Source organism: Ruegeria sp. A3M17 (assembly GCF_003318255.1).
Lineage (GTDB): Bacteria > Pseudomonadota > Alphaproteobacteria > Rhodobacterales > Rhodobacteraceae > Ruegeria.
On the sequence record NZ_QOCF01000028.1, the window covers coordinates 158,791 to 185,305 of the forward strand.

27 protein-coding genes are annotated in these 26,515 nt (G+C 57.9%); 8 read left to right on the forward strand and 19 right to left on the reverse strand.

Annotation, left to right across the window (positions count from 1 at the left end):
• Window positions 1-12: 12 nt before the first annotated feature.
• The gene (locus tag DS906_RS15175) at window positions 13-918 is read right to left on the reverse strand and encodes a rhodanese-related sulfurtransferase (protein ID WP_113790963.1); all 906 of its coding nucleotides are present in this window, start codon (window positions 916-918) and stop codon (window positions 13-15) included.
• A gap of 97 nt (window positions 919-1,015) precedes the next feature.
• Here DS906_RS15175 and pncA point away from each other — a divergent pair, with 97 nt between their 5' ends.
• Complete coding sequence (gene pncA / locus DS906_RS15180; RefSeq protein ID WP_113790964.1) at window positions 1,016-1,609, forward strand: bifunctional nicotinamidase/pyrazinamidase; 594 nt, start codon at window positions 1,016-1,018, stop codon at window positions 1,607-1,609.
• On the opposite strand, the gene DS906_RS15185 is transcribed toward pncA, so the two are convergent.
• Complete coding sequence (locus tag DS906_RS15185) at window positions 1,606-2,130, reverse strand: hypothetical protein (protein WP_113790965.1); 525 nt, start codon at window positions 2,128-2,130, stop codon at window positions 1,606-1,608. The genes pncA and DS906_RS15185 overlap by 4 nt on opposite strands.
• 165 nt (window positions 2,131-2,295) lie before the next feature.
• On the opposite strand from DS906_RS15185, the gene pncB reads away from it, so the two are divergent.
• The gene (gene pncB / locus DS906_RS15190) at window positions 2,296-3,588 is read left to right on the forward strand and encodes a nicotinate phosphoribosyltransferase (RefSeq protein ID WP_113790966.1); all 1,293 of its coding nucleotides are present in this window, start codon (window positions 2,296-2,298) and stop codon (window positions 3,586-3,588) included.
• Between the two features lie 3 nt (window positions 3,589-3,591).
• Here the strand turns inward: pncB and DS906_RS15195 are convergent, their stop codons facing one another.
• From DS906_RS15195 to DS906_RS15220, 6 genes are read right to left on the reverse strand one after another with little or no spacing between them, the layout of a single operon-like run.
• Window positions 3,592-5,043, reverse strand: coding sequence for an aldehyde dehydrogenase family protein (locus tag DS906_RS15195; RefSeq protein WP_113790967.1), 1,452 nt, complete (start codon window positions 5,041-5,043; stop codon window positions 3,592-3,594).
• 33 nt (window positions 5,044-5,076) lie between these two features.
• Window positions 5,077-6,675 (reverse strand): ABC transporter ATP-binding protein, encoded by a 1,599-nt coding sequence (locus tag DS906_RS15200; protein WP_113790968.1) that lies wholly within the window; start codon window positions 6,673-6,675, stop codon window positions 5,077-5,079.
• Complete coding sequence (locus DS906_RS15205) at window positions 6,672-7,487, reverse strand: ABC transporter permease (protein WP_113790969.1); 816 nt, start codon at window positions 7,485-7,487, stop codon at window positions 6,672-6,674. The genes DS906_RS15200 and DS906_RS15205 overlap by 4 nt, the downstream gene beginning before the upstream one ends.
• On the reverse strand, window positions 7,484-8,431 hold the full coding sequence (locus tag DS906_RS15210; protein ID WP_113790970.1) for an ABC transporter permease: 948 nt from the start codon (window positions 8,429-8,431) through the stop codon (window positions 7,484-7,486). The genes DS906_RS15205 and DS906_RS15210 overlap by 4 nt, the downstream gene beginning before the upstream one ends.
• Window positions 8,432-8,471: 40 nt before the next feature.
• Window positions 8,472-9,542 carry a hypothetical protein gene (locus DS906_RS15215; RefSeq protein WP_113790971.1) on the reverse strand — a complete coding sequence of 357 codons (1,071 nt, stop codon included), beginning with the start codon at window positions 9,540-9,542 and terminating at the stop codon, window positions 8,472-8,474.
• A 60-nt stretch (window positions 9,543-9,602) separates the two neighbouring features.
• Window positions 9,603-11,090, reverse strand: a complete 1,488-nt coding sequence (locus DS906_RS15220) for an ABC transporter substrate-binding protein (RefSeq protein ID WP_113790972.1) — start codon at window positions 11,088-11,090, stop codon at window positions 9,603-9,605.
• A 169-nt stretch (window positions 11,091-11,259) separates the two neighbouring features.
• Between DS906_RS15220 and panB the strand changes: the two genes are divergently transcribed.
• The 3 genes from panB (at window position 11,260) to glpK (ending at window position 14,484) form a co-directional block, all read left to right on the forward strand.
• On the forward strand, window positions 11,260-12,099 hold the full coding sequence (panB, locus tag DS906_RS15225; RefSeq protein WP_113790973.1) for a 3-methyl-2-oxobutanoate hydroxymethyltransferase: 840 nt from the start codon (window positions 11,260-11,262) through the stop codon (window positions 12,097-12,099).
• On the forward strand, window positions 12,096-12,938 hold the full coding sequence (panC, locus tag DS906_RS15230) for a pantoate--beta-alanine ligase (RefSeq protein ID WP_113790974.1): 843 nt from the start codon (window positions 12,096-12,098) through the stop codon (window positions 12,936-12,938). Before panB ends, panC begins: the two co-directional genes overlap by 4 nt.
• A gap of 67 nt (window positions 12,939-13,005) precedes the next feature.
• Complete coding sequence (glpK, locus tag DS906_RS15235; protein WP_113790975.1) at window positions 13,006-14,484, forward strand: glycerol kinase GlpK; 1,479 nt, start codon at window positions 13,006-13,008, stop codon at window positions 14,482-14,484.
• 13 nt (window positions 14,485-14,497) lie between these two features.
• Here glpK and smpB read toward each other — a convergent pair whose 3' ends face one another.
• From smpB to DS906_RS15285, 10 genes are all read right to left on the reverse strand, one after another.
• The gene (gene smpB, locus DS906_RS15240; RefSeq protein ID WP_058272887.1) at window positions 14,498-14,974 is read right to left on the reverse strand and encodes an SsrA-binding protein SmpB; all 477 of its coding nucleotides are present in this window, start codon (window positions 14,972-14,974) and stop codon (window positions 14,498-14,500) included.
• 47 nt (window positions 14,975-15,021) lie between these two features.
• Window positions 15,022-15,564: an isopentenyl-diphosphate Delta-isomerase gene (gene idi, locus DS906_RS15245; protein ID WP_058272886.1), complete on the reverse strand. Its 543-nt coding sequence runs from the start codon at window positions 15,562-15,564 to the stop codon at window positions 15,022-15,024.
• 207 nt (window positions 15,565-15,771) lie between these two features.
• Window positions 15,772-16,185, reverse strand: a complete 414-nt coding sequence (locus DS906_RS15250; protein ID WP_113790976.1) for a cytochrome c family protein — start codon at window positions 16,183-16,185, stop codon at window positions 15,772-15,774.
• 128 nt (window positions 16,186-16,313) lie between these two features.
• Window positions 16,314-17,312, reverse strand: a complete 999-nt coding sequence (locus tag DS906_RS15255) for a P1 family peptidase (RefSeq protein ID WP_113790977.1) — start codon at window positions 17,310-17,312, stop codon at window positions 16,314-16,316.
• A gap of 81 nt (window positions 17,313-17,393) precedes the next feature.
• Complete coding sequence (locus DS906_RS15260; RefSeq protein ID WP_058279346.1) at window positions 17,394-18,140, reverse strand: SDR family oxidoreductase; 747 nt, start codon at window positions 18,138-18,140, stop codon at window positions 17,394-17,396.
• A 60-nt stretch (window positions 18,141-18,200) separates the two neighbouring features.
• Window positions 18,201-18,620, reverse strand: coding sequence for an alternative ribosome rescue aminoacyl-tRNA hydrolase ArfB (gene arfB, locus DS906_RS15265; protein WP_113790978.1), 420 nt, complete (start codon window positions 18,618-18,620; stop codon window positions 18,201-18,203).
• Between the two features lie 262 nt (window positions 18,621-18,882).
• A complete protein-coding gene (locus tag DS906_RS15270; protein WP_113790979.1) occupies window positions 18,883-19,527 on the reverse strand; it encodes a queuosine precursor transporter in 645 nt (214 codons plus the stop codon).
• A gap of 91 nt (window positions 19,528-19,618) precedes the next feature.
• Window positions 19,619-20,503: an esterase-like activity of phytase family protein gene (locus tag DS906_RS15275; RefSeq protein ID WP_113790980.1), complete on the reverse strand. Its 885-nt coding sequence runs from the start codon at window positions 20,501-20,503 to the stop codon at window positions 19,619-19,621.
• Entirely contained in the window at window positions 20,476-21,339 is an 864-nt protein-coding gene (mepA, locus tag DS906_RS15280; RefSeq protein ID WP_113790981.1) for a penicillin-insensitive murein endopeptidase, read from the reverse strand. Before mepA ends, DS906_RS15275 begins: the two co-directional genes overlap by 28 nt.
• A complete protein-coding gene (locus DS906_RS15285) occupies window positions 21,336-22,703 on the reverse strand; it encodes an MFS transporter (RefSeq protein ID WP_113790982.1) in 1,368 nt (455 codons plus the stop codon). Before DS906_RS15285 ends, mepA begins: the two co-directional genes overlap by 4 nt.
• Before the next feature lie 132 nt (window positions 22,704-22,835).
• Here DS906_RS15285 and DS906_RS15290 point away from each other — a divergent pair, with 132 nt between their 5' ends.
• From DS906_RS15290 to yaaA, 3 genes are all read left to right on the forward strand, one after another.
• Window positions 22,836-23,126, forward strand: a complete 291-nt coding sequence (locus DS906_RS15290) for a YggT family protein (RefSeq protein ID WP_108860000.1) — start codon at window positions 22,836-22,838, stop codon at window positions 23,124-23,126.
• 86 nt (window positions 23,127-23,212) lie between these two features.
• Entirely contained in the window at window positions 23,213-25,252 is a 2,040-nt protein-coding gene (recQ, locus tag DS906_RS15295; RefSeq protein WP_113790983.1) for a DNA helicase RecQ, read from the forward strand.
• A gap of 35 nt (window positions 25,253-25,287) precedes the next feature.
• Window positions 25,288-26,058 carry a peroxide stress protein YaaA gene (gene yaaA, locus DS906_RS15300; protein ID WP_113790984.1) on the forward strand — a complete coding sequence of 257 codons (771 nt, stop codon included), beginning with the start codon at window positions 25,288-25,290 and terminating at the stop codon, window positions 26,056-26,058.
• Here the strand turns inward: yaaA and DS906_RS15305 are convergent.
• Window positions 26,055-26,510, reverse strand: a complete 456-nt coding sequence (locus DS906_RS15305; protein ID WP_113790985.1) for a VOC family protein — start codon at window positions 26,508-26,510, stop codon at window positions 26,055-26,057. The two genes, yaaA and DS906_RS15305, sit on opposite strands and share 4 nt — an antisense overlap.
• Window positions 26,511-26,515: the final 5 nt, after the last annotated feature.

A 26,515-nucleotide genomic window follows, 5' to 3' on the forward strand; every position in this document is an offset into this window, starting at 1 on the left:
ATCATTCACCCATCATTCAATGCCAAGGTGTTCTTGCCCGCGCTGACGTGACAGCAGGATCTGTTTCTGGCGTTCGCGGAACCGCGTTTTGTCCGCTTCTGATGTCTCGTTAATGCACCGATGGCAGGACACGCCGTGCTCGTATTCCGGGCGCTTCATATCCTCGGGCAGGATCGGGCGGCGACAGCCATGGCACAGGTTGTGCGGCCCTTCGACCAGCCCATGTCCGACCGAGACACGATTGTCGAAGACAAAGCACTCACCCTGCCAACTACTGTCCTCAGCGGGCATCTCTTCGAGATACCGCAGAATGCCGCCTTTCAGGTGATACACATCCTCAACGCCCTGCCCCAACAGGTAGTTGGTGGATTTCTCACAACGGATGCCGCCGGTGCAGAACATGGCAACCCGCTTGTTGTGAAAGCGGTCTTTGTTTTCCTCCCACCAGGCCGGAAAATCACGGAAACTGGCTGTTTCAGGGTCTACTGCGCCCTCAAATGTACCAATCGCCACCTCGTAGTCGTTGCGTGTGTCGATCACGACCACATCGTCAGACCGAATGAGATCGTTCCAGTCCTCGGGCTCGACATAATTGCCGACGCGGGCACGCGGATCGACGTCCGGCTGGCCCATGGTCACGATCTCTTTTTTCAGGCGCACCTTCATTTTGCCAAAGGGCGGGCGGTCAGATGTGGCCTCTTTCCACTCTAGATCCGCACATCCGGGCAAAGCCTTGATGTGGGCCAGCACCGCATCGATCCCACTACGCGGGCCGGCGATGGTTCCGTTGATCCCCTCGGCAGCCAGCAACAAGGTGCCCTTGACTGATTGCGCGCGGCATAGGTCCAGCAGCGGGTCGCGCAGGGACACGTGATCCGAAAAACGGGTGAAGTGATAGAGAGCAGCGATCGTATACATGCGCGCGGTCTAAACCTGCTGGACAAGAGTCGCAAGGGACCGGATTGACGCCCCCCGCCCTGCCCCCTACCGATAGAACAATGCGAGGAGATTCCCGATGGCCCATGCCCTGATTGTAATCGACGTTCAGAACGATTTCTGCCCCGGTGGTGCGCTGGCGGTGCCCGGAGGTCACGAGATCGTGGACCCCATCAACGCTATGATGGCAGAGTTCGACGCCGTGATCCTGACGCAGGATTGGCACCCGGCGGGACATTCGTCCTTTGCCAGCGAGCACGACGGTAAAGCCCCCTTGGACATGACCGAAATGCATTATGGGCCGCAGGTCTTGTGGCCGGATCATTGTGTGCAGGGCACCGACGGTGCGGAATTCCACCCGGACTTGAATACCCATGCTGATCTTGTCATTCGCAAAGGCTTTCGGCGCGGCATCGATAGTTATTCCGCGTTTTTCGAAAACGATCAGAAGACGCCGACAGGTTTGGATGGGTATTTGAAATCACGTGGCATCACCAAACTGACCATGGTTGGGCTGGCCACAGATTTCTGTGTTCATTTTTCGGCCGTCGACGCCGCCCGGTTGGGTTTTGATGTCACGGTCCGAATGGACGCATGTCGGGCGATTGATATGGATGGATCATTGGCAGCCGCCATGGCCGCGATGCGCGCCGCAGGCGTTACACTGGATTAAGGAGCGCTGCCTGTTTCGGCAAGATATCTGAGTACCGCAAACAGGATCACCGCCAGCCCCAACGCAAAGCCGATACGCCCTGGGACGGTACGCCGCTCGGGTTTGGCTGGTGTCGCCTTTCTGGGTTTTGGTGTCCAGTCAGGCACATGACGTTGCATGCCCGCACGTGGTTTCGCCTTTTTCAGGTCATCGATGAAGCGGTGAAAATCGAACTCACCGCAATACTCGCCGCTGATCCCCAGTTCGCGGATATTGGTGAACAACGCGCGCAAAATCCGCTCGCGCTCGGTTCCATCCCGCGGGGGGTAGAAGCCATGCGTCATGTTGCTGTCGGTCGAATCCAGATCGAACCCAGCTTCCTGAAAAATCTTGCGAATCTTCGGTGAAGCAGCCCTGAGCGCGCCAGCCGTTTTCACATGACGGAATCGGGCACGCGCGACGGAAATGTCCAATCGCTCTGAACCGGCGTCATCTTCCAATTCTTCGTTAACAACGATGTCAAAATCGTACTCGAGAACCATTCACCAAATTAACCTCGTTCAACCATCCCTCTCTTTTCACTAAACTGTGAAAAGATCACACAATATGCTCGCAATGTGACCTGACCTTGTCATTGTTATCATTCTAGCGACTCTTGCCATTCCACGCACCGATTGATCTAACAACGGAAATCGCAGGAGTTCCCCATGGTCGATATTGCGACACGCGTGTACAATCATAAATGGAAGATTGACCCGATTGTACGGTCTTTGATCGACACGGATTTCTACAAACTGCTGATGTGCCAGTCAGTGTTTCGAAATAAGCCCCAAACGGATGTGGCTTTTTCCCTGATCAACCGGTCGAATCACATCCCTTTGGCCAAACTTATCGATGAAGGCGAGCTGCGCGAGCAATTGGATCATATCCGGTCGCTTAGCCTGAGCCGGGGCGAAAGCACGTGGCTGCGGGGCAATACGTTCTATGGCAAACGTCAGATGTTCCGTTCGGATTTCATGGAATGGTTCGAAAACATGCGCCTGCCGCCCTATCACCTGGAACGGAAGGGCGATCAGTACGAGCTGACCTTTGAGGGTAAATGGCACGAGGTTATGCTGTGGGAAATCCCGGCTCTTGCGGTTCTGATGGAGCTGCGCTCGCGCGCAGTGCTGAACAACATGCGGCGGTTCGAGCTGCAGGTGCTATATGCCCAGGCCATGACCCGCGTTTGGAAGAAGATCGAAAAGCTGCGGGATATTGACGGACTTGGGATCGCTGACTTCGGAACCCGACGTCGACACAGCTTTCTTTGGCAGGACTGGTGCGTGCAGGCCATGATCGAGGGTCTGGGATCGTCCTTTACCGGTACATCGAACTGTCTGATCGCCATGCGGCGCGAAGTTGAGGCCATCGGCACCAACGCGCACGAACTGCCGATGGTCTACAGTGCCCTTGCCAAAGACGATGCCGAACTGGCGCAGGCGCCCTATGACGTGCTGAGCGACTGGCACGACGAACATGACGGCAATCTGCGCATCATTCTGCCCGACACCTATGGCACGCAGGGCTTTCTGGATCGCGCCCCCGACTGGCTGGCCGGATGGACCGGCATTCGCATCGACAGCGGTGATCCCGCAACAGGCGCGGAAACCGCGATCAAGTGGTGGCAATCCCGTAGAGAAGACCCCCTGGAAAAGCGCGTGATCTTCTCGGATGGTCTGGATGTCGACAAAATTCGGGAACTGCACACTCAATTCGCCCACAGAACCAAAGTCTCGTTCGGGTGGGGCACTTTGCTGACCAACGATTTTCGCGGGCTCGTGCCAAACGATGCATTGGCGCCGTTCTCACTGGTCTGCAAGGCTGTGTCCGCCAATGGCCAGCCGACCGTGAAACTGTCGGACAACCCGGAAAAGGCAATGGGACCAAAGGACCAGATCGAACGCTACAAACGAGTGTTCGGCGTAGGTGCGCAAGAAGCGATCGAGGTGATTGTTTAGGCTCTAACCATGGTAAGCCGCGACCGTTTTCAACTGGGAAAAGCCATACAAGGCCTCGAACCCTTTCTCGCGGCCGTGACCGGATTTTCCGACACCACCAAAGGGCAGCTCTACGCCACCACCCGCGCCGTAGTTGTTGATGAACACCTGACCCGAGCGCAGTTGCTTTGCCAGCCGCATCTGCCGTGCGCCGTCGCGGGTCCAGATGCTTGCGACCAGCCCGTAATCGGTGTCGTTGGCGATCTTCACCGCGTCTTCTTCTGAATCGAATGGGATAAGCACCTGAACAGGGCCGAAAATCTCATCCTTGGCCAGACTGTGATCCGGCGGAACGTCCGCAAAAAGGGTCGGCACAACATAGGCGCCTTCGGACCGCGCCCCGTCTACGATCCGCCCTTGCCCTGCGACGGTCAGGTCTGCACCCTTGGAAAGAAAACCCGAAACGATGTCCTTTTGACGAGCCGATATCAGCGGGCCAACGCGCAGATCATCCTGCGCCGGGCCAACGGTCAAATCTGCATAGGCCGCTGCCATGCGTTGCTTGACCTGATCATAAACCCCGCGCTGCACCAGAATGCGTGATGAGGCAGAGCAGGTTTGCCCCGCATTCTGAACCCCCGCGTTGACCAGAAACGGCAGGGCTGCATCCAGATCGGCATCGTCAAACACCAATTGAGGCGACTTCCCCCCAAGCTCCAGCGTCACAGGAACCACGTTTTGCCCCGCTGCCTGCTGCACCGTCGCCCCCGTAGCAACCGACCCGGTAAACGAGACATGGTGCACGCCCGTATGGCCCGCCAAAGCCGCCCCCGCCTCGGCCCCCAACCCGGGTACGACGTTCAGGGCACCGGCGGGCAAACCGGCCTCTTGCGCCAGATGCGCAAAGGCCAGCGCGGTCAGGCAAGCTTCTTCCGCAGGTTTCAGAACGCAGGCATTGCCCATCGCCAGTGCGGCCCCAACCGACCGCCCGATGATCTGCATCGGATAGTTCCATGGCACGATATGCCCCGTCACGCCGTGCGGTTCCCGTAAAGTATAGACGGTGTAGCCATCCAGATACGGGATGGTCTCGCCCATGACCTTGTCCGCGGCGCCACCATAGAATTCGCAATACCGTGCCAACGCAACCGCATCTGCCCGTGCCTGCGTCAGGGGCTTGCCGACATCCATGGCCTCTAGCGTGGCCAGGTCCTCGACACGCTCCAAAACAATCCTCCCAATACGCGTGAGGATACGGCCCCGCTCCAGTGCGGTCTTTCGTCCCCAATCCCCGTCAATCGCAGTCTGAGCCGCCCTGACCGCAGCATCAACATCATGCGCGCCACCCCTTGCGATCTGGCAAATCTCTGAGCCGTCAGAAGGATTGATCAAAGGCAATGTTTGTTCTGAGGCTGGCGGCACCCAATTGCCGCCGATCAGACACAAGCTTGGATCAAACCAAAGGGGGCTGGACATGAGATACTCCTGTTTTTGGCTCTAATATGCAGTTCACGCCACATCCCGACCAATGTCTGGCAGCACTGGCGCGGCATTAATCAGGTCTTTTGTGTATTGATGTTGTGGGTCAGAGAAGACACTATCGGTATCGCCCTCTTCTACGATCTTTCCGGCCTGCATCACCATAACGCGGTCAGTGATGGTGCGCACGACGCTCAGATCATGGCTAATGAACAGATAAGTCAGTTCATAGGCCTCACATAGTTCGGCCAACAGGTCGAGGATCTGCGCCCGGACCGACACATCAAGGGCCGAGACGGCCTCGTCAAACAAGATCAGTTCGGGCCGGATGATTAAGGCACGGGCGATGGCGATGCGCTGTCTCTGACCGCCCGAGAATTCATGGATATACTTACCAGCGTCATCCGGGCTGAGACCCACCGCTGTCAACATTTCAGCGATCCGGTCCTGCCTCTCGGACCCCGTTACAGGGGCATCGAGCAGATGGAATGGTTCAGTGATCAGCCGGGCCACGCGGTGACGTGGATTGAAGCTGCCATAGGGGTCCTGAAAGACCACCTGCATCTTGCGCCGCACGGCGAGGTTGGGTTTGTGACCCGAAAAGACAGGCTGCCCGTCCAGACGAATATCACCGCCCTGAACTTCTTCCAGGCCCAATATTGCCTTTGTTAGGGTCGATTTTCCACACCCCGACTCGCCGACCAGGCCCAAACGTTCTCCGCAGTTGAGCGTAAAGCTGACTTGGTTCACCGCCCTGTGATGCCCGGGTTTTTCAAACAGCCCTTTGCGGGGCAGACGATAGTCGCGAACGACATTTGTCACTTCAAGTAAAGGGCGGGATTGCGCGGGTTCAGGCAGGTATACCTGATGCCCCGAAGCCTCGAACAGCATACGGGTATATGGATGCTTCATGTGTTGCAGCAGGTGGCCGGTTGCTCCGGATTCGACCATTTCGCCATGGCGCATGACAACGATTTGGTCAGCCATATCCGCGACCACGGCAAGGTCATGAGTGATCATCAACAGCCCCATGTCGTATTCCGACACAAGCCCTTTCAGAAGCTTCAGGATTTGCGCCTGCGTTGTCACATCCAGCGCTGTGGTCGGCTCATCCGCGATCAACAGCTTGGGACGCAAGGCAATCGCCATCGCAATTACGACGCGCTGGCGCTGACCCCCGGATAGTTCGTGCGGAAAGCGGGACAGCGGGAAGCGATCCGGCGGCAGGCCAACACGGGTCAGAACTTCCTCCGCCCGGTCACGCGCCTGTCTGGGCGGCATCGCCTTGTGGATCAGGATGGTCTCCATCACCTGATCGCCGATGGTTTTGACTGGGTTCAGTGCGGTCATCGGCTCTTGGAACACCATACCGATCGCGGCACCGCGCAAGGCACACATGTCGTTTTCGTTGCGGCCCAGCATATCTGAGCCGTTCAGCCGGATGGCACCGGCTGTCTTTGCCCCGTCCGGCAAAAGCTGCATCACCGCAAGCGCGGTCATCGATTTACCCGACCCGCTTTCCCCGGTCACGGCCACGATCTGACCGGGCGCAATGGACAGATTGACCTGTTTCAGGATGTCCGTGCCGTGAATGGACAGCGACAGGTTTTTGATCTCAAGCAAACTCATGCGCGGGCCACTCTGATCCGGGGATCCAGCCAATCGCGCAACCCATCGCCCAGCAGGTTCAACCCCAGTACCGTGACAATGATCGCCAGACCCGGAATCAGAGCCAAATGCGGGGCAAAACTGACCATAGTTTGCGCATCAGCCAGCATCCGGCCCCAACTTGGCGTGGGCGGTTGCGCGCCTAGACCGACATAGGAAAGACCTGCCTCGGCCAGAATTCCCAACGAGAACTGGATGGTGCCCTGAACGATAAGAAGATTGGCGACGTTGGGCAGGATATGCTCGGCCGATATCCGTGCCGCACCTTTGCCCGAAACGCGCGCGGCCAGGATGAATTCCCGCTCCCACAGAGATAGCGCTGCGCCGCGAGTGATGCGTGCAAAAACCGGGATATTGAAAATGCCAATGGCGATGATCGCATTTATCGCGCCAGCACCGAAAACGGCAGTGATCAGTATGGCAATGACCAGCGAAGGGAAGGCAAAGACCAGATCATTACCGCGCATGATCAGCTCGTCCAGCCACGACCCTTTGCGCGCAGCCGCTGTCAGGCCCAAAGGCACGCCCAGCGCCATGCCGATGCCCACCGCCACCAGGGCCACCGCAATCGACGTGCGCGCACCAACCATGATCATCGAGAACATGTCGCGTCCGAAATGATCTGTACCAAACCAGTGTTGCGCGTTGGGGGGCTGCAGTTTGCCGGGGATGTTCAGCGCGGCGTAGTCATAGGGCGTCCAGACAAAGGAAATCGCCGCCGCCAACAGCACCAGCGAGGACAGACTAGCCCCAAGGATCAGGCTCCGGCTCATGTCCGGCTCCTTAACCTTGGATCAACGGCGGCATAGGCCAGATCGACAAGAAAGTTCACGGTGATGACGGCAAAGACCAGCAGCATCACCACGGATTCCACAACGATCAGATCGCGGGCCGAGATTGCCTGAAACACCAATCGCCCAAGACCCGGCAGGTAGAACACCTGTTCGATGATGATTGAACCGGCTAGCAGGAAGGAAAACTGTAGCCCGATGATGGTCAGAACCGGGATCAGCGCGTTGCGCACCCCGTGCCGCCACAGGGCCTGACGCCGCGACAACCCCTTGGCACGTGCGGTACGCATGAAATCCTCACCCAGAATATCCAACAGCGACGACCGCATGACCCGCGCCAGAATGGCCGCCTGCGGCCAGGCCAGCGCGATGGCCGGCAGTGTCAGGGAATGTAGCCCTGCCCAAAGCCCCTTATCCCAGCCTGCGAACCCTCCGGCATTGAACCAGCGCAGATTGATGGCGAAGATCAGCACCAACATCATGGCGAACCAGAAATTCGGCACTGCAATGCCAAGTTGCGTTGCCCCCATTACCGTCAGATCGCCCGGTTTGCCCCGGCGCGCGGCGGCGTAGATGCCAACCGGAAACGCAATCGCGGTGGACAGGGTCAGCGCATACAGCGCCAGTGGCAGCGAGACCCACAGCCGATCCGCGATCATCTGCGACACGGGCGTGCGATAGGTGTAAGAGGTTCCGAAATCCCCCACCATCATCCCGCCAACCCAATTGAAATACCGCTGCAGCTTGGAAACGTCCAAACCCAATTCGGCCCGTAGGGCGGCAAGCGTATCTTCTTGCGCATTAACGCCCAGCATGAATGACGCCGGATCGCCGGGCGCCACCTCAATCACGGCAAATATGACCACAGAGGCGACGGCGAGGCTGATCACCAGCGATATCAGTCGTTTGAGGGCGTAACGAAGCATCTAGGTCACGTTAGGGGTGCGTGCCCTGCGGGTCCAGCACCTATGGAACCAGAAGATAGGCAAAAACGGCATAGCCAACGATTGCGGCGTAACCCAGCGGGTAAATCCACTTGATGGCGTAATTATCCAGCTTGCGCGCCCCGGATTCGCGACCCGAGACTTTGAGCCTGCGCAAGGCGACATTGAACACAATCAATGCCCCGGTCATCAGGAACATGCATTGCAGAACGAAATCCAGAAATGTCAGGTATCCCAGCTTTGGCAGATCAGCAGAAATCGCCCAGTTGAAAGCCACAAATACTAGCAAGTTTCCGCCGGCAATTTCGATCCGTTTGCGGTATTCATCCAGAAAGAACAGTGCCCAGCCAACCGAGATCAGCACCAGCATCGGCAGAAACACCCGAATGACATAGTAGGTCAGATGTCGGTGGCCTTCAAAAATCAGCGCAACCTGATCGCTGTCCTGACCGGAAAGGCCCGTGACCTGAGAGGTTTCAAGTCGCGCATTGTCCAGAATCCACTCTTCTTCGCCCAGCAGGTCACCAAGACCCGAGAATTCGTTCATCGGATGATAGGACACATATTGGGATGGAAAGATCGAAACGACCTCGAAATGGAACTCCTGCGTGTCGAAAGGGTATTTCCGAAAATCGAAATGTGGGGCCTGCAATGTCAGCGAGGATTTCTCGACATACAGCACCCGCCCGTCATATCGCAGAGAGGCCGCGGATTCGTGAATCCACTTGTTGGATTGTTGGTTGTGAATGACAAATGCAGGCACCACCGTCCCGATCTCAGCGGCATGATCGGCAAGTGCCGGGGGGTTGAAAACCCGGATATCGCGCCCCAGCTCTTGCCGGTCAAAAGCCAGCGCCGGGTCGGTCCACTCAACACGCAGCACAACCACAGCACCGTAGTTTTCGGCCTTCTGGTCAACGCTGGTGATCTGATCGATTCGAATACCGATACCAACATCCAGCGGGTTCTCGGGCGTCCCGATGGGCGTATCCAACCGACTGTCCAGCATGTTCTGCGCCCCAACCGGTTCCACTGACGTTGCCGCAAGGGCAACGGTCACAAAAACCAGAAACAGGGCACGAAACAAAATCATCCTTGGCTCACTCAAAACACTAAAATGCAGGGGCCATGAACCAGAGGCCCCTGCCTTGAGTTACTCGGACCAGCTGATTTGCGTCAGATCGATTGCGGCCGTGGGCGCGTTTTCCCACAGGCCCTGCACGCCCGCCTTGGCGACACCCAGCTTGGCCAGCTGGAACAGGTACCCGTTGACGAAATCGCTTGAGATCAGGCGCTGCGCCTCACCCATCAGACGGGTGCGTTCTTCGGGGTCCGTCGTCGAATTCAACGTGTCCATCAGCGCCTGGAAATCGGTGCTGTCATACTGGAAGTAATAGTCAGGACGCGCATAGATCCCGATATCCATAGGCTCGGTATGACTGACGATGGTCAGGCCAAAGTCCTTGCCCTTGAACACCGATTCCAACCATTGGGCCCATTCAACATTGATGATATTGGCCGTGATCCCGACCTCGGCCAGTTGGGCGGCCACAATCTCACCCCCGCGTCGGGCATACGAGGGCGGCGGCAAGTGCAGAGTCGTTTCAAACCCTTCCGCATACCCAGCATCGGCCAACATCTTGGCGGCCTTCTTGGGGTCGTAGGCCGAGTTCCCGGTCAAATCGACATAAGCCGGGTTGTGCGGCGCGAAATGGGTGCCGATGGGCGTGCCATAGCCAAACATTGCTCCATCGATGATCGCCTGACGGTCAATCGCGTGGGCCAATGCCTGACGCACTTGGATATCATCGAAGGGTGGCATCTTGTTATTGGTGGACAGAATGGTTTCCCCTTCGGTCGAGCCGACAAGCACCTGAAAGCGTGGATCAGCTTCAAATTGCGGCAGGTTTTCTGGCGCAGGGAAGTTGTCGAACACGTCGATATCCTCGGCCATCATAGCCGCAAATGCCGCTGTCGGGTCCGAGATAAATTTGAACGTAGCCGTCTCTAATTCAGGCTGATTGCCCCAATAGTCCGGGTTGCGATTCAGAGTGATACTGTCGCCCTGCACCCATTCACCAAAGGTAAAAGCGCCGGTTCCGACGGGGTTGGTCTTGATGCCCTCGATGCTTTCGGGCGCGACAATAACCGCATCACCCCAGGCCAGGTTGAACAGGAAGTTCCCGTTCGGCTCGGACAGGGTCACCTTGACGGTCAGCGGGTCGACCACCTCGATGTTTTCAATCCCGGCAAACAGGGCTTTTTGCGCATTTGCGCTATCCTCGGATCGGGCGCGGTCCAGGCTGAACTTGACGTCCTCGGCATCCATCGTGCTGCCGTCGTGGAAGGTCACCCCATCGTGCAGTTTGAAGGTATAGACCTTGCCATCTTCCGAGATTTCCCAACTTTCAGCCAGTCCGGGTACCACCGATCCGTCACCCATAAACCGGGTCAGGCCTTCGAAGATATTGGTGTAAACCACCGAATCGATGGCCTGCGCTGCGGCACTGGTCGGGTCCAGATGCGGCGGCTCTAGTTGCAACGCGATGGTAATGTCGGATTTGGCGAAAACCTGTGTACCAAACAGGCTGGCGCTAACCGCCAGCACCGAGGCAAAGGACCGAAATGTCTGCTTTGTCATGTAAATTACTCCCCACTGAAAATGGAAACCTGCGTTTTTTTGGGCCGTACTGCACCCAACTTCCCTTTAAACCTTAGGTCATTCAAGGAAATGTTCGCGCAACCGGGGTTTCTATAGCCCGCTACGATCTGTTATGCCGCGCTGCAACATGACAACCGGAGGAGCGACAATGAGCGCCACCGCCCGCAAAAAAGCCCCGAATGCCCAGGATATTCGCGCCCGCAAAGGCGGCGAGCCGCTGGTCAGCCTGACCGCCTATACCACGCCGATGGCGCGGCTGATGGATGATCATTGTGATTTTGTCTTGGTGGGCGACAGCGTCGGCATGGTGTTGCACGGGCTGGAATCAACGCTGGGTGTGACGATGGAGATGATGGTGATGCATGGTCAGGCCGTCGCGCGCGGCCTGGAAAGTGCGATGATGGTCATCGACATGCCCTTCGCCAGTTACGAGCACTCGCCTGCCGAGGCATTCCGCAATGCCGCCCGGCTGATGTCCGAAACCAGCGCGGGCGCGGTCAAACTGGAAGGCGGAGTCGAGATGACCGAGACCATCCGCTTTCTGGTCAAGCGCGGGATTCCGGTGATGGCGCATATCGGCCTGACCCCACAGTCGATCAACACACTTGGCGGATACAAAGTTCAGGGCCGCGACGAACAGGCCGAGGCTGTACTGGCCGATGCACGCGCTGTGGCCGAGGCGGGCGCGTTCTCAGTCGTTCTTGAAAAAGTACCGCAGAAGCTGGCCGATCAGATCACGGCTGAGATCGCGATCCCGACTATCGGAATCGGAGCCTCGGCTGGGTGCGACGGTCAGATTCTGGTTGTGGACGACATGGTTGGCTTTTTCACCGCCTTCAAACCGAAATTCGTCAAACGCTATGCTGAACTTGGCCCGTTGGCCGAAGCCGCCATCGCCGAATATGCCGCCGATGTGCGCGCACGAGCCTTCCCGGCGGCCGAACACGTCTTTTCCGATCAGGCCCCGATCAAAGGACCCAAGACATGACCGCCCCAATCTTTCGCCGTCTGGCCGACCTGCGTGCCTTGACTTCGAAATGGAAGCGGAAGGGTGAAGAGATCGGCGTGGTTCCGACCATGGGCGCGTTGCATCAGGGGCACCTGTCACTGGTTGAGGCCGCCAAGACGGGTTGTGACCGGGTGATCGTCACGATCTTTGTAAACCCAAAACAGTTCAATAACCCCGAGGATCTGGCAAAGTACCCGCGTACTGAGAACGAGGATGCGCAGAAACTGGCCCCCTACGGCGTTGATGCGATCTATGTTCCGGAACCCGAAGAAATTTACCCACAGGGCTTTGCCACCACAGTTTCCGTCGCTGGCTTGACCGATGTGATGGAGGGCGAGTTCCGCCCCGGCCATTTCGACGGCGTTGCCACCGTCGTGGCCAAACTGTTCCTGCAAACGCAGGCGGATCGAGCCTATTTCGGGGAAAAAGACTATCAACAGCTGATGATCGTGACCCGAATGGCCCGCGATCTGGACATTCCGACCGAGGTTGTTGGATGCCCCACGGTGCGCGAGCCCTCTGGTCTGGCCATGTCCTCGCGCAATCTGCGTCTGTCGCCCGAGGGGCTGGATATTGCCGCCCACAAAAACCGGATCATGCAGGAATTGGCGGCTGCCTTGAAAGACGGCGCGCAGTTTGGTCCTTTGGCGGCACAGGCCGAGATCGATCTGTTGGCCGCCGGTTTCACGCAGTTGGAATATATTCAATTGCGGTGTGCCGAAACGCTGGACCCGATGACCCTCGCAAACCGGCCCGCCCGGCTGTTTGCCGCAGCCTGGGCGGATGACGTGCGACTGATCGACAATATTCCTGTCTGAACGCTCTGGCACGTTCGTCATTGTTTGCGCTAAAGTCCCGCCAAACCAAACGACGGGGGGCGCAGGCGTGACCTACATTCTTGCCATTGATCAGGGCACCACATCATCGCGGGCAATTCTGTTCGACGCAGAGATGCAGCGCACAGGCACCGCGCAGCACGAATTCACTCAGCACTTCCCGCAGGAAGGCTGGGTCGAACATGATGCCGAGGAAATCTGGGACAGCGTCCTGCGTGTGTGCCGCGAGGTTATGGACGGTGTCGGGGTAACCTCTGATCAGATCGCGGGCATCGGCATCACTAACCAGCGCGAAACAACAGTAGTTTGGGACCGCGCTACTGGCGCGCCAATCCACAACGCGATCGTCTGGCAGGACCGCCGTACCACCGAGATCTGCGCGCGTTACAAGCAGGCCGGGTGCGAGGATGACGTGACCGCCCAGACCGGGCTGCTGCTGGACCCCTATTTCTCGGGCACCAAAGTTAAATGGTTGCTGGACACCGTGCCTGGTGCGCGGGACCGGGCCGAGGCCGGAGAGCTGATGTTCGGCACCATCGACAGTTTCCTGATCTGGCGCCTGACCGAGGGGCGCAGCCACGTCACCGACGCCACCAACGCGGCGCGTACGCTTTTGTTCGACATCCACAAGGGCGAATGGAGCACCGAAATCTGTGATCTGCTGGACGTGCCGATGAACATGCTGCCCGAGGTGCATGATTGCGCCTCGGATTTCGGAAATACGACTCTATTTGGGGGGAATATCCCGATTCTTGGTGTTGCCGGTGATCAACAGGCCGCCACCATCGGTCAGGCCTGCTTCCAACCCGGCATGATGAAATCCACCTATGGCACCGGTTGTTTTGCTCTTCTGAACACAGGGGATAAGCCGGTCGAGTCGAAGAACCGCCTGTTGACGACCATCGCCTATCAATTGGACGGTAAAAGAACCTATGCGCTGGAAGGGTCGATCTTTGTGGCCGGGGCTGCCGTGCAATGGCTGCGCGATGCATTGCAGATCATCGAGAGCGCCCCGGAAAGTGGCGAGCTGGCCCAAAAGGCAGACCCGAACCAGCATGTCGTGCTGGTGCCCGCCTTTACCGGCCTCGGCGCGCCTTACTGGAAACCGGATTGCCGGGGCGCGGTGTTCGGTCTGACCCGGAATTCAGGCCGTGCCGAATTTGCCAAGGCCACGCTGGAAAGTATCGCATACCAGACGCGCGATCTGTGGCACGCCATGCAGGGCGACTGGGGTGCAGATACCGACGTTATCCTGCGTGTGGACGGTGGCGCCAGCGCGTCGAACTGGGCGATGCAGGGATTGTCGGATTACCTGGGCGCCGAGGTCGACCGGCCGGTAATGCAGGAAACCACTGCATTAGGCGCGGCTTGGCTGGCCGGTATGCGCGCAGGCGTTTACCCGGACCAACAGGGATTTGCGGAAACTTGGGCGTTGGATCGCCGGTTCGAACCGGAACTTTCTGCCAAAGAGCGTGATGCCGCCTATGACCGCTGGAAACGTGCGGTGTCAGCTGCGATGGCGTTCTGAGAGGTATGAAGGATCAGCTATGATCCTTCATCAATCGCTGCTTTTGACGTGACCAGTCACGCTTGGCCTGGGTTTCGCGCTTATCATGGTTCTTCTTACCCTTGGCGATACCGATTTTGATCTTGGCCTTGCCCTTGTGGTTGAAATACAAAACCAGCGGCACCAGCGTCATGCCTTTGCGCTGGGTCGCGTTCCACAGGTTCGACAATTCCTTGCGTGACACCAGCAGTTTGCGCCGACGGCGTTCCTCGTGCTTGAACGATTTGGCTTGCTCGTAGGGGGCGATATAGCTGTTCACCAGCCACAGCTCGCCATCATCGACCGAGGCATAGCTTTCGGCGATGTTCGTCCCACCTACACGCAGGGATTTGACCTCGGACCCTTCCAGCATGATGCCGCACTCAAGATCGTCCTCGATTGCGTAATCGAAGCGCGCGCGCCGGTTTTCGGCGATGACTTTGTAATTCGGGTCTGTCTTTTGTTTAGCCATGACGCGTTGATCTATGCGGCTTGGGCGGCCCTTGCAAGGCGTAGCCGTCAGGAGGTGGCTGAGATAATCAGATCAGGTCCGAAAATCGTGTCGGCGTGATTGTGCAAATAGATCTTGAGCCACGGTGTGAATCGCTCGGGGTAACGCTGCACTTCGGCCAGAAGATCATGGTAATCGACCCATCGAATTTCCATGACCTCTTCCGGGTTGGGCTCAATCTTCAGCGGGCCGCGCACATGGGCCAGAAAGATGTCGACAACTTCATGCTCGATCATGTTGTTGCCGACATCGGCGTGATACTCCAGCCGGTGACGGTATTCCGGGTAAAGCCCGGTAATTCCCAATTCCTCACGCAGCCGGCGAACGGCGCAGACAGACGGTGTCTCGCCCCAGTCGGGATGGGTACAGCAGGTATTCGCCCACAGGCCAGGGGTATGATATTTACCCAAAGCCCGACGTTGCATCAAAATTTCGGTCCCGCGCACGACAAAGACCGACACCGCCTTGTGCCGCAGGCCTTTTTCATGCGCCTCAAGCTTGTCAACTGGGGTCAACTCGCCATCAACCCAGGCCGGGATCATGATTCCCATCTGTCGTCTCCTGCTGCCGATCCACCCGAAGGGCCGGAAATTCGAAATTGGCTGCCACCGGGTCGGCTTGGCTCTGCGAATTTTTGCGTGCAATGCATGAAATACCGCGCGCTTTCAAATTGGCGCTGTTCAACGCGGTTATCAAGCGCACGAAAGGCCGCAGGGGCTGCGGCCTTTTGTAACCTAAACGGTGTTTGGTCTGCGGCTTTATTCGCCAGAAACGCTTACGATATAGGCGTAAACATCCTCGGCACCCTTCTTCAGCTTGAACGTCATTTTGGATTTGGCCGAGGTTTCACCCAGATAATCTTTCAGAAACGCCTTGGGATCCTTCGCATATTCAACGAATGTCGTTTCGTCCCAAACCAGACCGTTTTCACCAGCGGCAACGATGCTGTCGCCATATTTGAACTCTTCGACAGTGCCCGCGGTCCGGCCTGCAACCCCATAAAGGTTCGGACCGGTTTTACCGCCCTTTACGATGACTTCACCCTCAGGATCGGCAATCTGATGACAGGATTTGCACTTGTTGAAGGTTTTCTTTCCGGCTTCGGCGTCTCCTTCGGCATATGCGGGAAGGGCCAGAAGGCCGACGATTGCGGTCGCGATAATGCGATTCATAACTTTTGCTCCGATACGAATTGGCTGCACCGAATGGACCGTCGGCGCAAAAAAGAGTCAACGCGCAGATTGCCGCGCGAGGGCACTGTGCCACTGCGGCATATAGGCCGTCCTTAACTTAAGTCATGTCAGCCGGACCAACAGGGTAAAAGATCCCCCGGCGCTGGCGAGGCAAGATATACGGCCCGAGCAATCGCCCGCGACAGACAGATCGAAGCCATATGGCCAAGAAGCCCCAGTTCAGCCTCTGGAAGGTCGTGATTGCCTGTGCTGACGCCGAACACCAGATCGCCATCGCCTGGTGTGTGCGCGGGAACAATCGCCCGCGCGATTCCGTCATGGGCGGCCACCGCCAATCTATGGCATTGCGGCTTGGACAGCGCCGCGTCAGTGGCGACAATCGCGATGGTGGTGTTGGCCTTGTCCGGCTGGGCAGATCGCATTGCCTCGGCCTTGCGGCTGGCCAAGACTCGACCAAGACCTGCGATGGAATCAGGCCCTAAACTGCCAAATTCGTCATCAAGTTCAAACGGTGCAGCCCAGAAATGACGATCACCGGGCGTAGTGACGCTGCCGAGAGGGTTGGCCGCGACCAATGCGCCAACGGTGACCCCGTTTTCCATCACAAACGAGGCAGATCCCAGCCCGCCCTTGTGCATGGCAGCCAACGCACCAGTACCTGCTCCAGCGGTGCCCAGATCGAACTGATCGGACGCGTCCTCGAATGCGCGGCGCCCCAGCGCGCGATAAGGATTCTCGGCCCAGGCTTTGTCGCCGCCGTTAAGCAGGTCAAACAGGATCGCACCCGGAACGATGGGGACGACTATACTGCCAACCTCAAACCCGCGGTGTTGCGCCCTAAGCGCGTCAGCTACCCCGGAACAGGCGTCCAGGCCAAAGGCCGAGCCACCGGATAGAACGATGGCATCCACGCGCGACACAGATTTGTCAGGCGCAAGCAGGTCGGTTTCCCGCGTGCCCGGCGCTCCACCCATCACATGAACGGACGCCGTAAAGGGTTCAGGTGCAGTCAGAACGGTTGCGCCGGATTTGAGCGCATCATCCTGAGCGTTTCCTACCAAAAGGCCGGGGACATCGGTGATCAGGTTTCGGGGTCCGGGAATCATTGCTTTGTCAGGTGTTGGAGCAGAAGAGCGCGCAGGCGCGCTGCCTCCGGCGGGGATATTTCTTGCCAGATGAAGAGAGGATCAGATGCAGCGGCCACCGTCGACCTCCAAAGCTGTGCCGGTGATCATGCTGGCCTCGTCGGAACATAAGAAACAGGCGGCGTTGGCCATATCCTCGGGTGTCGAGAAACGACCCAGAGGGATGGTCGACAGGAACTTGGCGCGAATTTCAGGTGTATCCTCGCCCATGAAGGACTTGAGCAGCGGCGTTTCCCCTGCAACCGGGCAGATGGCGTTTACCCGGACACCCGATGGGGCCAGTTCGACTGCCATGGTCTTGGTCGCGGTGATCATCCAACCCTTGGAGGCGTTGTACCAGTTGAGATTCGGACGCGGCGACAGGCCAGCGGTCGAGGCCACGTTCAGGATCGCGCCGGTACCACGCGATTTCATATGCGGAACCAATGCACGGGCCGTTAGATAGACAGATTTCATGTTCACGTTGAAAACGCGGTCGAAATCCTCTTCGCTCACATCCTCCAGCGGGGTGGGAAGGTGGGTGACGCCGGCGTTGTTAACTAGGATATCGAGATGCCCCAGTCGATCAAAGGCTGCGTCTGCCATCGCCTCAACCGATGCGCCGTTGGCCAGATCGACCTGATGTGCAAAGGCGTTCGGGCCCAATTGATTGGCCTGAACCTCGGCCGCATCACCGTTGATATCGGCGATCATGACGCGGGCGCCCTCGGACAGGAATTTCCGCGCGATCCCGGCACCAAAGCCTGATGCGCTACCGGTCACGATTGCGGTTTTTCCCTCTAACCTCATGATCTTGTCCTTTTGCAACTGCGCAAAATCAGAGTAGCGATGCGCCGCAAAGATACCAGATCAATCTTCGGGTATCTTACCGCGCAGGGCTTTGACGTCTGAGCGTGCCTTTTTGGAAGCCAGACGTCGCTTGACCGAACCGTAGGTGGGTTTGGTGGCGATACGGCGCTTGGGTTTAACCATAGCGCGGGTGATCAGCTCGGCCAGCCGGTTGCGGGCAATTTCCCGGTTGCGCGCCTGGCTGCGGGTTTCGTCGCATTGAATGATGATCGCGCCCTCTTTGGTCCAGCGTCGCCCCGCCAGCCGCTTGAGCCGCGATTTGACCGGATCAGGCAAAGAGGGTGAGCGCGCCGCCTCGAACCTCAATTCGACGGCGGTGGACACCTTGTTCACGTTCTGCCCGCCGGGACCCGACGAGCGCACAAAGCTTTCGGACATTTCCCAGTCTTGCAGGGTGATATCATCGGTGATGCGCAACATGAGGCTGACCTTACAGGCCTGATCCAAAAACAAAAAGGGCCGCCCCGCATGGGACGGCCCTTCGAAAGCTCAGGAGGTTGGGTCGGTTAGATCAATCGACCAGCCGGAGCGAGCGCTCCGCCAAGGGCTGCCTTAACAGGCGATCCCCCCGGTTGTTCCAACACCTCTCTCCAATCCCTTTCTCGACATTGGATCACCTCCTTTCAATCTGTTTCCGTTACCCGAAATCGTGCCACGAGTTGCACGAAACTCAAAGCGTTTTTTACGCGGGCTGCGCCGTCAGTCGCGCCACGATTACTTTGAACGGGATCAGCGCGATCAGGGCCAGCGACAGTTTTACCAGCCAATCCGCAAAGGCCAGCGATACCCATAGGGGTGCCATCGGGCCGGTCAGCATGAAAGGAACGGGTTCCCATGCCCAGCTGATTGCCGCGTTGGCGTCGGCACCAAAGATTGTGACAGTGGCCGAGAAGGCGATGGTGAAGAACAGCGCCGTATCCAGCGCAGACCCAACCAGAGTCGAGGCCAGCGGCGCACGCCACCAGCGACCGCCGCGCAGTTTGTTGAACACCGCAACATCGGTCAGCTGAGCGATCAGGAAACCGGTACCCGACGCAACCGCGACCCGCAACGGTACGGCGGCATAGGAGAACCCATCACCCTGCAGAATGATCTGCGTACCGATCAGCGAGCAGATGATGCCGGTGACGAATCCGGCGAATACCACCTTGCGGGCAGCCTGCACGCCGTAGACACGGTTCATGATATCCGTGACCAGAAAGGCCACAGGGAAAGTAAAGGCACCCCAGGTCAGGAGGCCGTCCAGCAAAAGAAACTGGACCAGAATGTTCGAGGCCACAACAATGGTAGCCATGGCAATGATGCCGGGAATATAAGCGCGTTGCATTTTTAGATGCCCGTTTTGACAAGGTAGCGGCGACTTGGCCAAGGGACGGTCCCAAGGCAAGCCGCGCTTCTAGACCTTTGCTTTAAGCGAGTCAATCGGGCAGAGCATACTCGACCAGTTCGGTACGCTGAAGCGCCAGAAAATTGTCGTCCGACACCATAGTGGCCCGCAAGCGGCCCTCGTCGTCGTGCCAGACAGACAAACCCTCGAGGTTGTCATGTGCACCGGTCCCAGTTTGGAGCAGAACCTCTTCAGCGCTTGGGGTGTCACCGTCCACCTCCCATCGCCGCAGACGCGAACGGAACCCGATCCAACCGACATCCCGTTCCAAAACGTAAAGCCTGCCATCCGGTCCGAAATCTGCTGCCACCGGCAGAAAGTCCCCCCGTTGCGGCAGAACGAAAGGCGTCGACCACGCCTGACCGTCCCACCGATAGACAGGGATATCACCCGTCGCTGTTCGGTTTTCCTCGGGCATTGTGAAAATGTGGCCGCGCTGATCAATGGCCAACGCCTCGAGCGAGCCGTTGACCTCAAAGCCGTCGAACGCCTTGGGCCGCGGCAGAACCTGCGCTTTGGTCCCTGGCGCGGGGTAATACACCACGCGGTGGATACCTTCGAACGAGACGAACAGGGCGCCATCAGGGGCAATGGCTATGCCTTCGGAATCCCCGACCCCACCAGTCAGAGGGCGTCCTCTGCTGGAAATGAGAGGCCAATTTTCAGTGATCTGAATGTCGGTAATTTCGTCATCATTACGCTCGACCCGTGCGGCAATCAGTGTCGAACGATCGGTCATTCCAATCAAATGGCGGCCATCATCCGAGATGTGGATGGCAGAAATCCCGCCAAACCACTCAGCCGTGTGACGCCATGTAAAACTGCCAAGGTGGTTGGGTGTCTTGAGATCAACTGCCCAAGCCGCCCCGGCCAGCAATACTGCGACGATCAGTTGGATTGCAGAACTTGTGTGCATTGCTGAGGTAGATCGGCCAATCGATATTCACGCCGTTTCTTGGGCGCTGGGGCATTAGGGTCAGGCGGGGGTGGGTTAAGGATATTGTTCACCCATTGCTGCGCCTCGGCACAGCCATCCCCTTTTGGCGGGGAATCTTGATTAACGCATCCTTTAGAACCGCGTGGGCACTTCAGGCGCACGTGGAAATGATAATGATGACCCCACCAGGGCCTGATCTTGCGCAAGTAGGCACGATTGCCCTTCTCGTTTTTGCACATTTCCACCTTGGCACCGGGAAAGACGAAAATACGCGCTACACGCTTGTCCTTTGCGGCCTGGCGCAGCACGGCATGGTGTTGTTGCGTCCAGTTACCGTTGACAAACGCGCCATTCGATCGGCGCAGGGAAATCGACGAGATATTCTCACGCGCCTTGCGGCTTAAGCGCATGTTGTCGCCGGGCAGCATCCAGATATCGATGTCCAGACCCAGCTGATGGCTGCGGTGCCCGGATGTCATCGGCCCACCGCGCGGCTGGCTGATATCGCCGACATAAAGCCCGTTCCACCCGGGCTGCTTTGCCGCGAACTTGCTAAGGTCCTGCACATAATCAATCGCCTCAGGATGCCCCCAATTGCGATTGCGTGACAGGCGCATCGCCTGCCATGTCGGTCCCGTTTCGGGCAATTGCACCGACCCTGCAGCGCATCCACGCGAATAACTGCCGAAGGCTGCGGATTTTTGCTGCGAACTTGCTTTCTGCGCCCCGAACAACTGTTTAGCCAGAGGTTGCGCCGCAGCAGTGTTCGTCAGAACAATCGCGGCCAGTATCGTCAAAAAACGTAATAAAATCATCTGCTCTGATCCCCTTCCGGTTTCACCCAGCGCATCAGTATTAGTCCCAGAATAAACAACAGAACGATGGGTGACACCCCCAGTCTTGCACTGCCGGTTACAGTTGTGGCTATTCCGATCAGCAGGGGGGCGGCAAAGGCTGTGGCACGACCCGACAAACCATAAAGCCCAAAGCTTTCGACCGGGGCTTTGGGGTCGGTGTGACGCACCATCATCGAACGGCTGGCGGATTGCAGAATACCGCCCATACCGCCGATCAGTACCCCGCAGCCAAAGAACACCAGATCAGGCAGGCCGGATCCTTCGGGTATAGACATGCCAAAGATCTGTGTGCGGTCCATCGACACGATGGTTATGCAAACAAAGATCAACACCCAGATGGCCACCAAAATCACAGGTTTAGGGCCGTATTTCTTGTCCAGTTTACCGCCGACCCACGAAAACGCAGCCGCAGCCAGAACGCTGACGATACCAAAGACGCCGATCTTGATCAGGTCCCATTCCAGCACCAGTCGCGCATAAACACCGCCAAAGGTGTAAAGCCCGTTCAACGCGTCACGGTAGAACATGGATGATCCAAGGTAGGTGGCCAGGCTAACCCGGTGGCGCAGGTTGGAAATCGACTTGACCAACAGGCGCAGCGCGTCACCCACACTGCCTTTTTTGTCGGTCGGCGCATCATCCCGGACCCACAAAAAGTAGGGGATCATGAACAGAACGAACCAAACCGCCGTGAATGGCCCCACAAAACGTGTGCCCTGCTGCATTGAGGCATCCAGCCCAAACAGCGGATCCATCCCAATCAGGGTCTTGCCGTTGGCCTGCTCGACGAACAGCGCCAGCATAATCGCAAGTGAGATCAGCCCACCAAAATAACCAAAGGCAAATCCAGACCCCGAAATCTCACCAACCTCATTTTCGTCCCCCAAATCGGGCAACTGCGAATTGATGAAAATCAACGCATATTCCGCGCCAACAAAACCTAGACCAAAGGCCGACAGCATCAGCCACATATTCGACCCGTCGGGCATCGTGTACCAAAGCGCGGCAGAGCCAACCGCATACATCACCGAAAACGCGAAAATCCATGGCATTCGGCGACCCGAGACATCTGCCATGGCCCCCATCAACGGTGCGCCAAAGGCGATGATCAACCCAATGATGGTCATGCAATTCGCCCACACCGTCTGCGCCCGTGCATCGGCCGCATCAGCATCCAGGCCGGACGTCAGATAATACTCTGCCGCCACCCCGGCAAAGTAGGGACCAAAGACAAATGTAACCAGCAAGGTGTGATACGGTTGACTGGCCCAGTCGAAAAACCACCAACCCCAAATGCGCTTGCGCTTGGAAATTTCTGCCATAACTGCCCCTGTTTATCGTTGTTTTCATAAGACGGGTCTTTGGCCTATTTCGCAAGGGTTCTGTTAGCGCACACTTGCTCTTTGCCGCGCTAGCTACTACCTCTCGCGAAACACGGCTTGGAGTTTACGAATATGATGGCAATTTTCGGCCCGATCGACTTGGTATTGAGCATCGCCTATTGGTTCGTCTTGATTCAGGTCATAATGAGCTGGCTGATCAACTTTCAGGTTCTGAACCTTCACCAGCAATTCGTTGCCCAGATTTGGTACGGGTTGAATCGGATCCTGGAGCCGATTTATCGCCCTATTCGCAAAGTGCTGCCCGATCTTGGCGGCATCGATCTGACGCCTTTGGTCGTGTTGATCATCATCATTTCACTGCGAAGCTACGTCCTGCCGGAACTCTTTCTGGCCCTGAGCTGAGACTGATCCCTCTTGTTCACCGAATCTTAGTATGTGATTGTCCTGTCTTAAGAGCAGATAAACCTTAAAACAGGGCAACCCCGCACATGTTCGACGCCGCACCGATGCTGCGAGATGTCTTTGGATTCGACGACTTCCGCCCCGGGCAGGAAGAGATTGTCGATGCCGTGACCGCAGGCGAAAACGTGCTGGCGATCATGCCGACGGGTGGCGGTAAATCCCTGTGTTTCCAATTGCCTGCCTTGATGCGCGACGGCGTTACCGTGGTGATCTCACCGCTGATCGCCCTGATGCGGGATCAGGTGCGCGGGCTGCAGGAGGCCGGCGTTGAAGCAGGTGCGCTGACCTCGGGCAACACACCCGAAGAAACAGATGCCGTGTGGGAAGCGCTGGAGGCCGGGCGGCTAAAGCTGCTCTACATGGCCCCCGAACGTCTGGCGGCAGGGTCGGCGCTGGGGATGCTGCGCCGGATCAACGTCAGTCTGATTGCCGTGGATGAAGCCCATTGCGTCAGCCAGTGGGGTCATGATTTCCGCCCCGACTATCTGCGGATCGGAGAGCTGCGCCGCGCGTTGAACGTACCGCTAGCTGCCTTTACGGCAACCGCAGATGCCGAAACGCAGGACGAGATCGTCGAAAAACTGTTCGACGGCACACCTCCTAACAAATTCCTACGCGGCTTCGACCGCCCCAACATCCATCTGGCCTTTGGCACCAAGGATGGCCCCCGTAAACAGATCCTCGACTTCGCCGAAGCGCGCAAAGGCCAGTCGGGCATTGTCTATTGCGGCACGCGCAACAAAACCGAGGTGCTCGCGCAAGCCTTACGCGCCGAGGGACATTCTGCCTGCCACTATCACGGCGGGATGGAGGCCGAGGATCGCCGCATCGTCGAAACCCGCTTTGCCCGCGAAGACGGGTTGATCGTGGTTGCCACCGTGGCTTTTGGCATGGGCATCGACAAGCCCGACATCCGATGGGTCGCCCATGCGGACCTGCCCAAATCCATCGAGGCCTATTATCAGGAAATCGGTCGTGCGGGCCGTGACGGTGGCCCTGCCGAGACGCTGACTCTGTTCGGCCCCGACGATATCCGCCTGCGCCGCTCGCAAATCGACGAAGGGTTGGCCCCGCCAGAACGTCGCATGGCCGACCATGCACGCCTGAATTCTCTATTGGGTCTGGCCGAGGCATTGGAATGCCGCCGTCAAACTCTGTTGGGCTACTTCGGTGAAGAGGCAGAACCTTGCGGCAAGTGTGATCTGTGCGACACCCCCCCTGAGGTGTTCGATGGAACCACACCCGTCCGCATGGCCTTGTCAGCGATTCTGCGCACCGAGGAATGGTTCGGCGCCGGCCACCTGATCGACATCCTGCTGGGCAATGAAACCGACAAGATCCGCGCCCGGCGCCATGACCAACTGTCGACCTATGGGATCGGCAAAGAGTGGTCGCGCCCGCAATGGCAGGCCATCTTCCGGCAGATGATGGGGTATGATCTGGTCCGCCCGGACCCCGAACGCCACGGCGCACTGCAAATGACCGAGGCTGCCAAGCCCATCCTGAAGGGTGAGGCCCAGATCAACCTGCGCAAGGACACATTGCGCAAGGCCGGACGCCGCCCGGCGGTCAAAATGATGGTATCCGAGGAAGACGCGCCGCTGCTGTCGGCCCTGAAAGCCAAACGGCGCGCTTTGGCCGAAGCCGCGCGGGTACCGGCCTATGTCATCTTCCCCGACCGCACGCTGATCGAAATGGCTGAAAAACGCCCCTTGTCGCTAGACGATATGGCCCGAATTGGCGGGGTCGGCGCGAAAAAGCTGGAACGTTACGGTGACACGTTTCTTGAAGTCGTCGCCGGTGAGGTTGAAGCCGTTCATCCCGCGCGCCGCAAATTGGCTGGCCGCGATCAGGGCAATATCTATGATCAGTTGCTTGAAGTGCAGTCGCAGCTGTCACGCGGTCCAGACGGGATCGACAAGCCGCTAACCTGCTCGGCCTCGCAACTGGCCAAGGTCGCACAATTGCGGTCAGATGACCCGCGCGCGATCGAACATGTTCTGGGCGATCGCCGTCACGAAAGGTTTGGCGCCGCCTTTCTGGACGTGCTGCGACAGACGGACTAGATACGGCCCAGAACAGGCAAGGAATGAGAGCGGATATGCTGGTAGTTATTTCCCCGGCCAAGCGGCTGGACTGGGCAGAACGGGATGTCGAAGTCACGCAGCCAGACTTTCAGGACGATGCCATCCGCCTGTCAAAAACCGCCCGCAATCTGACTCTGGGTGATCTAAAAAAGCTGATGGACCTGAGCGATGATCTCGCGCGCCTGAACCGCGACAGGTATCGCGCGTTCTCAGACGCGCCCGAGGCAGATGTGACACGCCCCGCCGCACTGGCCTTTGCGGGCGACACCTATCAAGGGCTTGAAGCTGCGTCTCTGGACGCCGAGGAGATGGCCTGGGCGCAGGATCATCTTCGCATTCTATCCGGTCTTTACGGTGTGCTGCGCCCGCTGGATTCCATTCAGGCCTATCGGCTTGAGATGGGCAGCAAGCTTAAAACCCGCCGCGGAAAGAACCTGTATGAATATTGGCGCGATCAACTGAGCAAAGCGCTTAACGCGCAAGGTACTGAGGTTGGATCAGATGTCCTGGTGAACTGCGCCAGCCAGGAATATTTCGGCGCAGTAGACCCTAAAGCGCTAAAGCTACGCGTTGTCACCCCTGTTTTCATGGAAGACAAAGCCGGCACGCCAAAGATCGTGAGCTTTTTTGCCAAGAAAGCGCGCGGTGCCATGGCGCGGTATGTCATTCAGCACAGGCTGGAAGATCCAAAAGGGCTGCTGGACTTCGACTCAGGCGGTTATGAATATCGCCCCGAATTGTCAGAAGAAAACAAACCCGTCTTTGTGCGGCCCTATCAGGCCTAATCCAACATAGACGGGTCATAGGCGACGAGTTCGACAGTATTGCCTTCGGGGTCTTCGGTGAAGATACCGCGCCAGCCGATCCATCCGAACTGCTCGACCCGGTAGGGCTGGCCAAGGTGGTCATACCACTGCATCACTGCCTCTTGTTCGTCGAATGGCAGCGACAGGGCGATGTGATGCAGGGACGACGCTCCACCCGTCACCGGTTTTTGCAACTCGGTCGGGTGCAACCCTGGTCGCGGGGCGGCAGTGTGGTGAAACAGGGCCAGAACCTGCGTATGGCCACCGTATCCAGGTGCGATTTGGAAGAAGGTGATCGCGCTGTTGTGGTCACCGCTAAAACGCTCTAACCCGATCACGTTTTCATAAAACGCGACCATGGCGGCCATATCCGCGCAGCGGATGGCAATCTCACCCAGTGCGCGGGGCTGAAATCCACGATCTTCAGACATGGGTT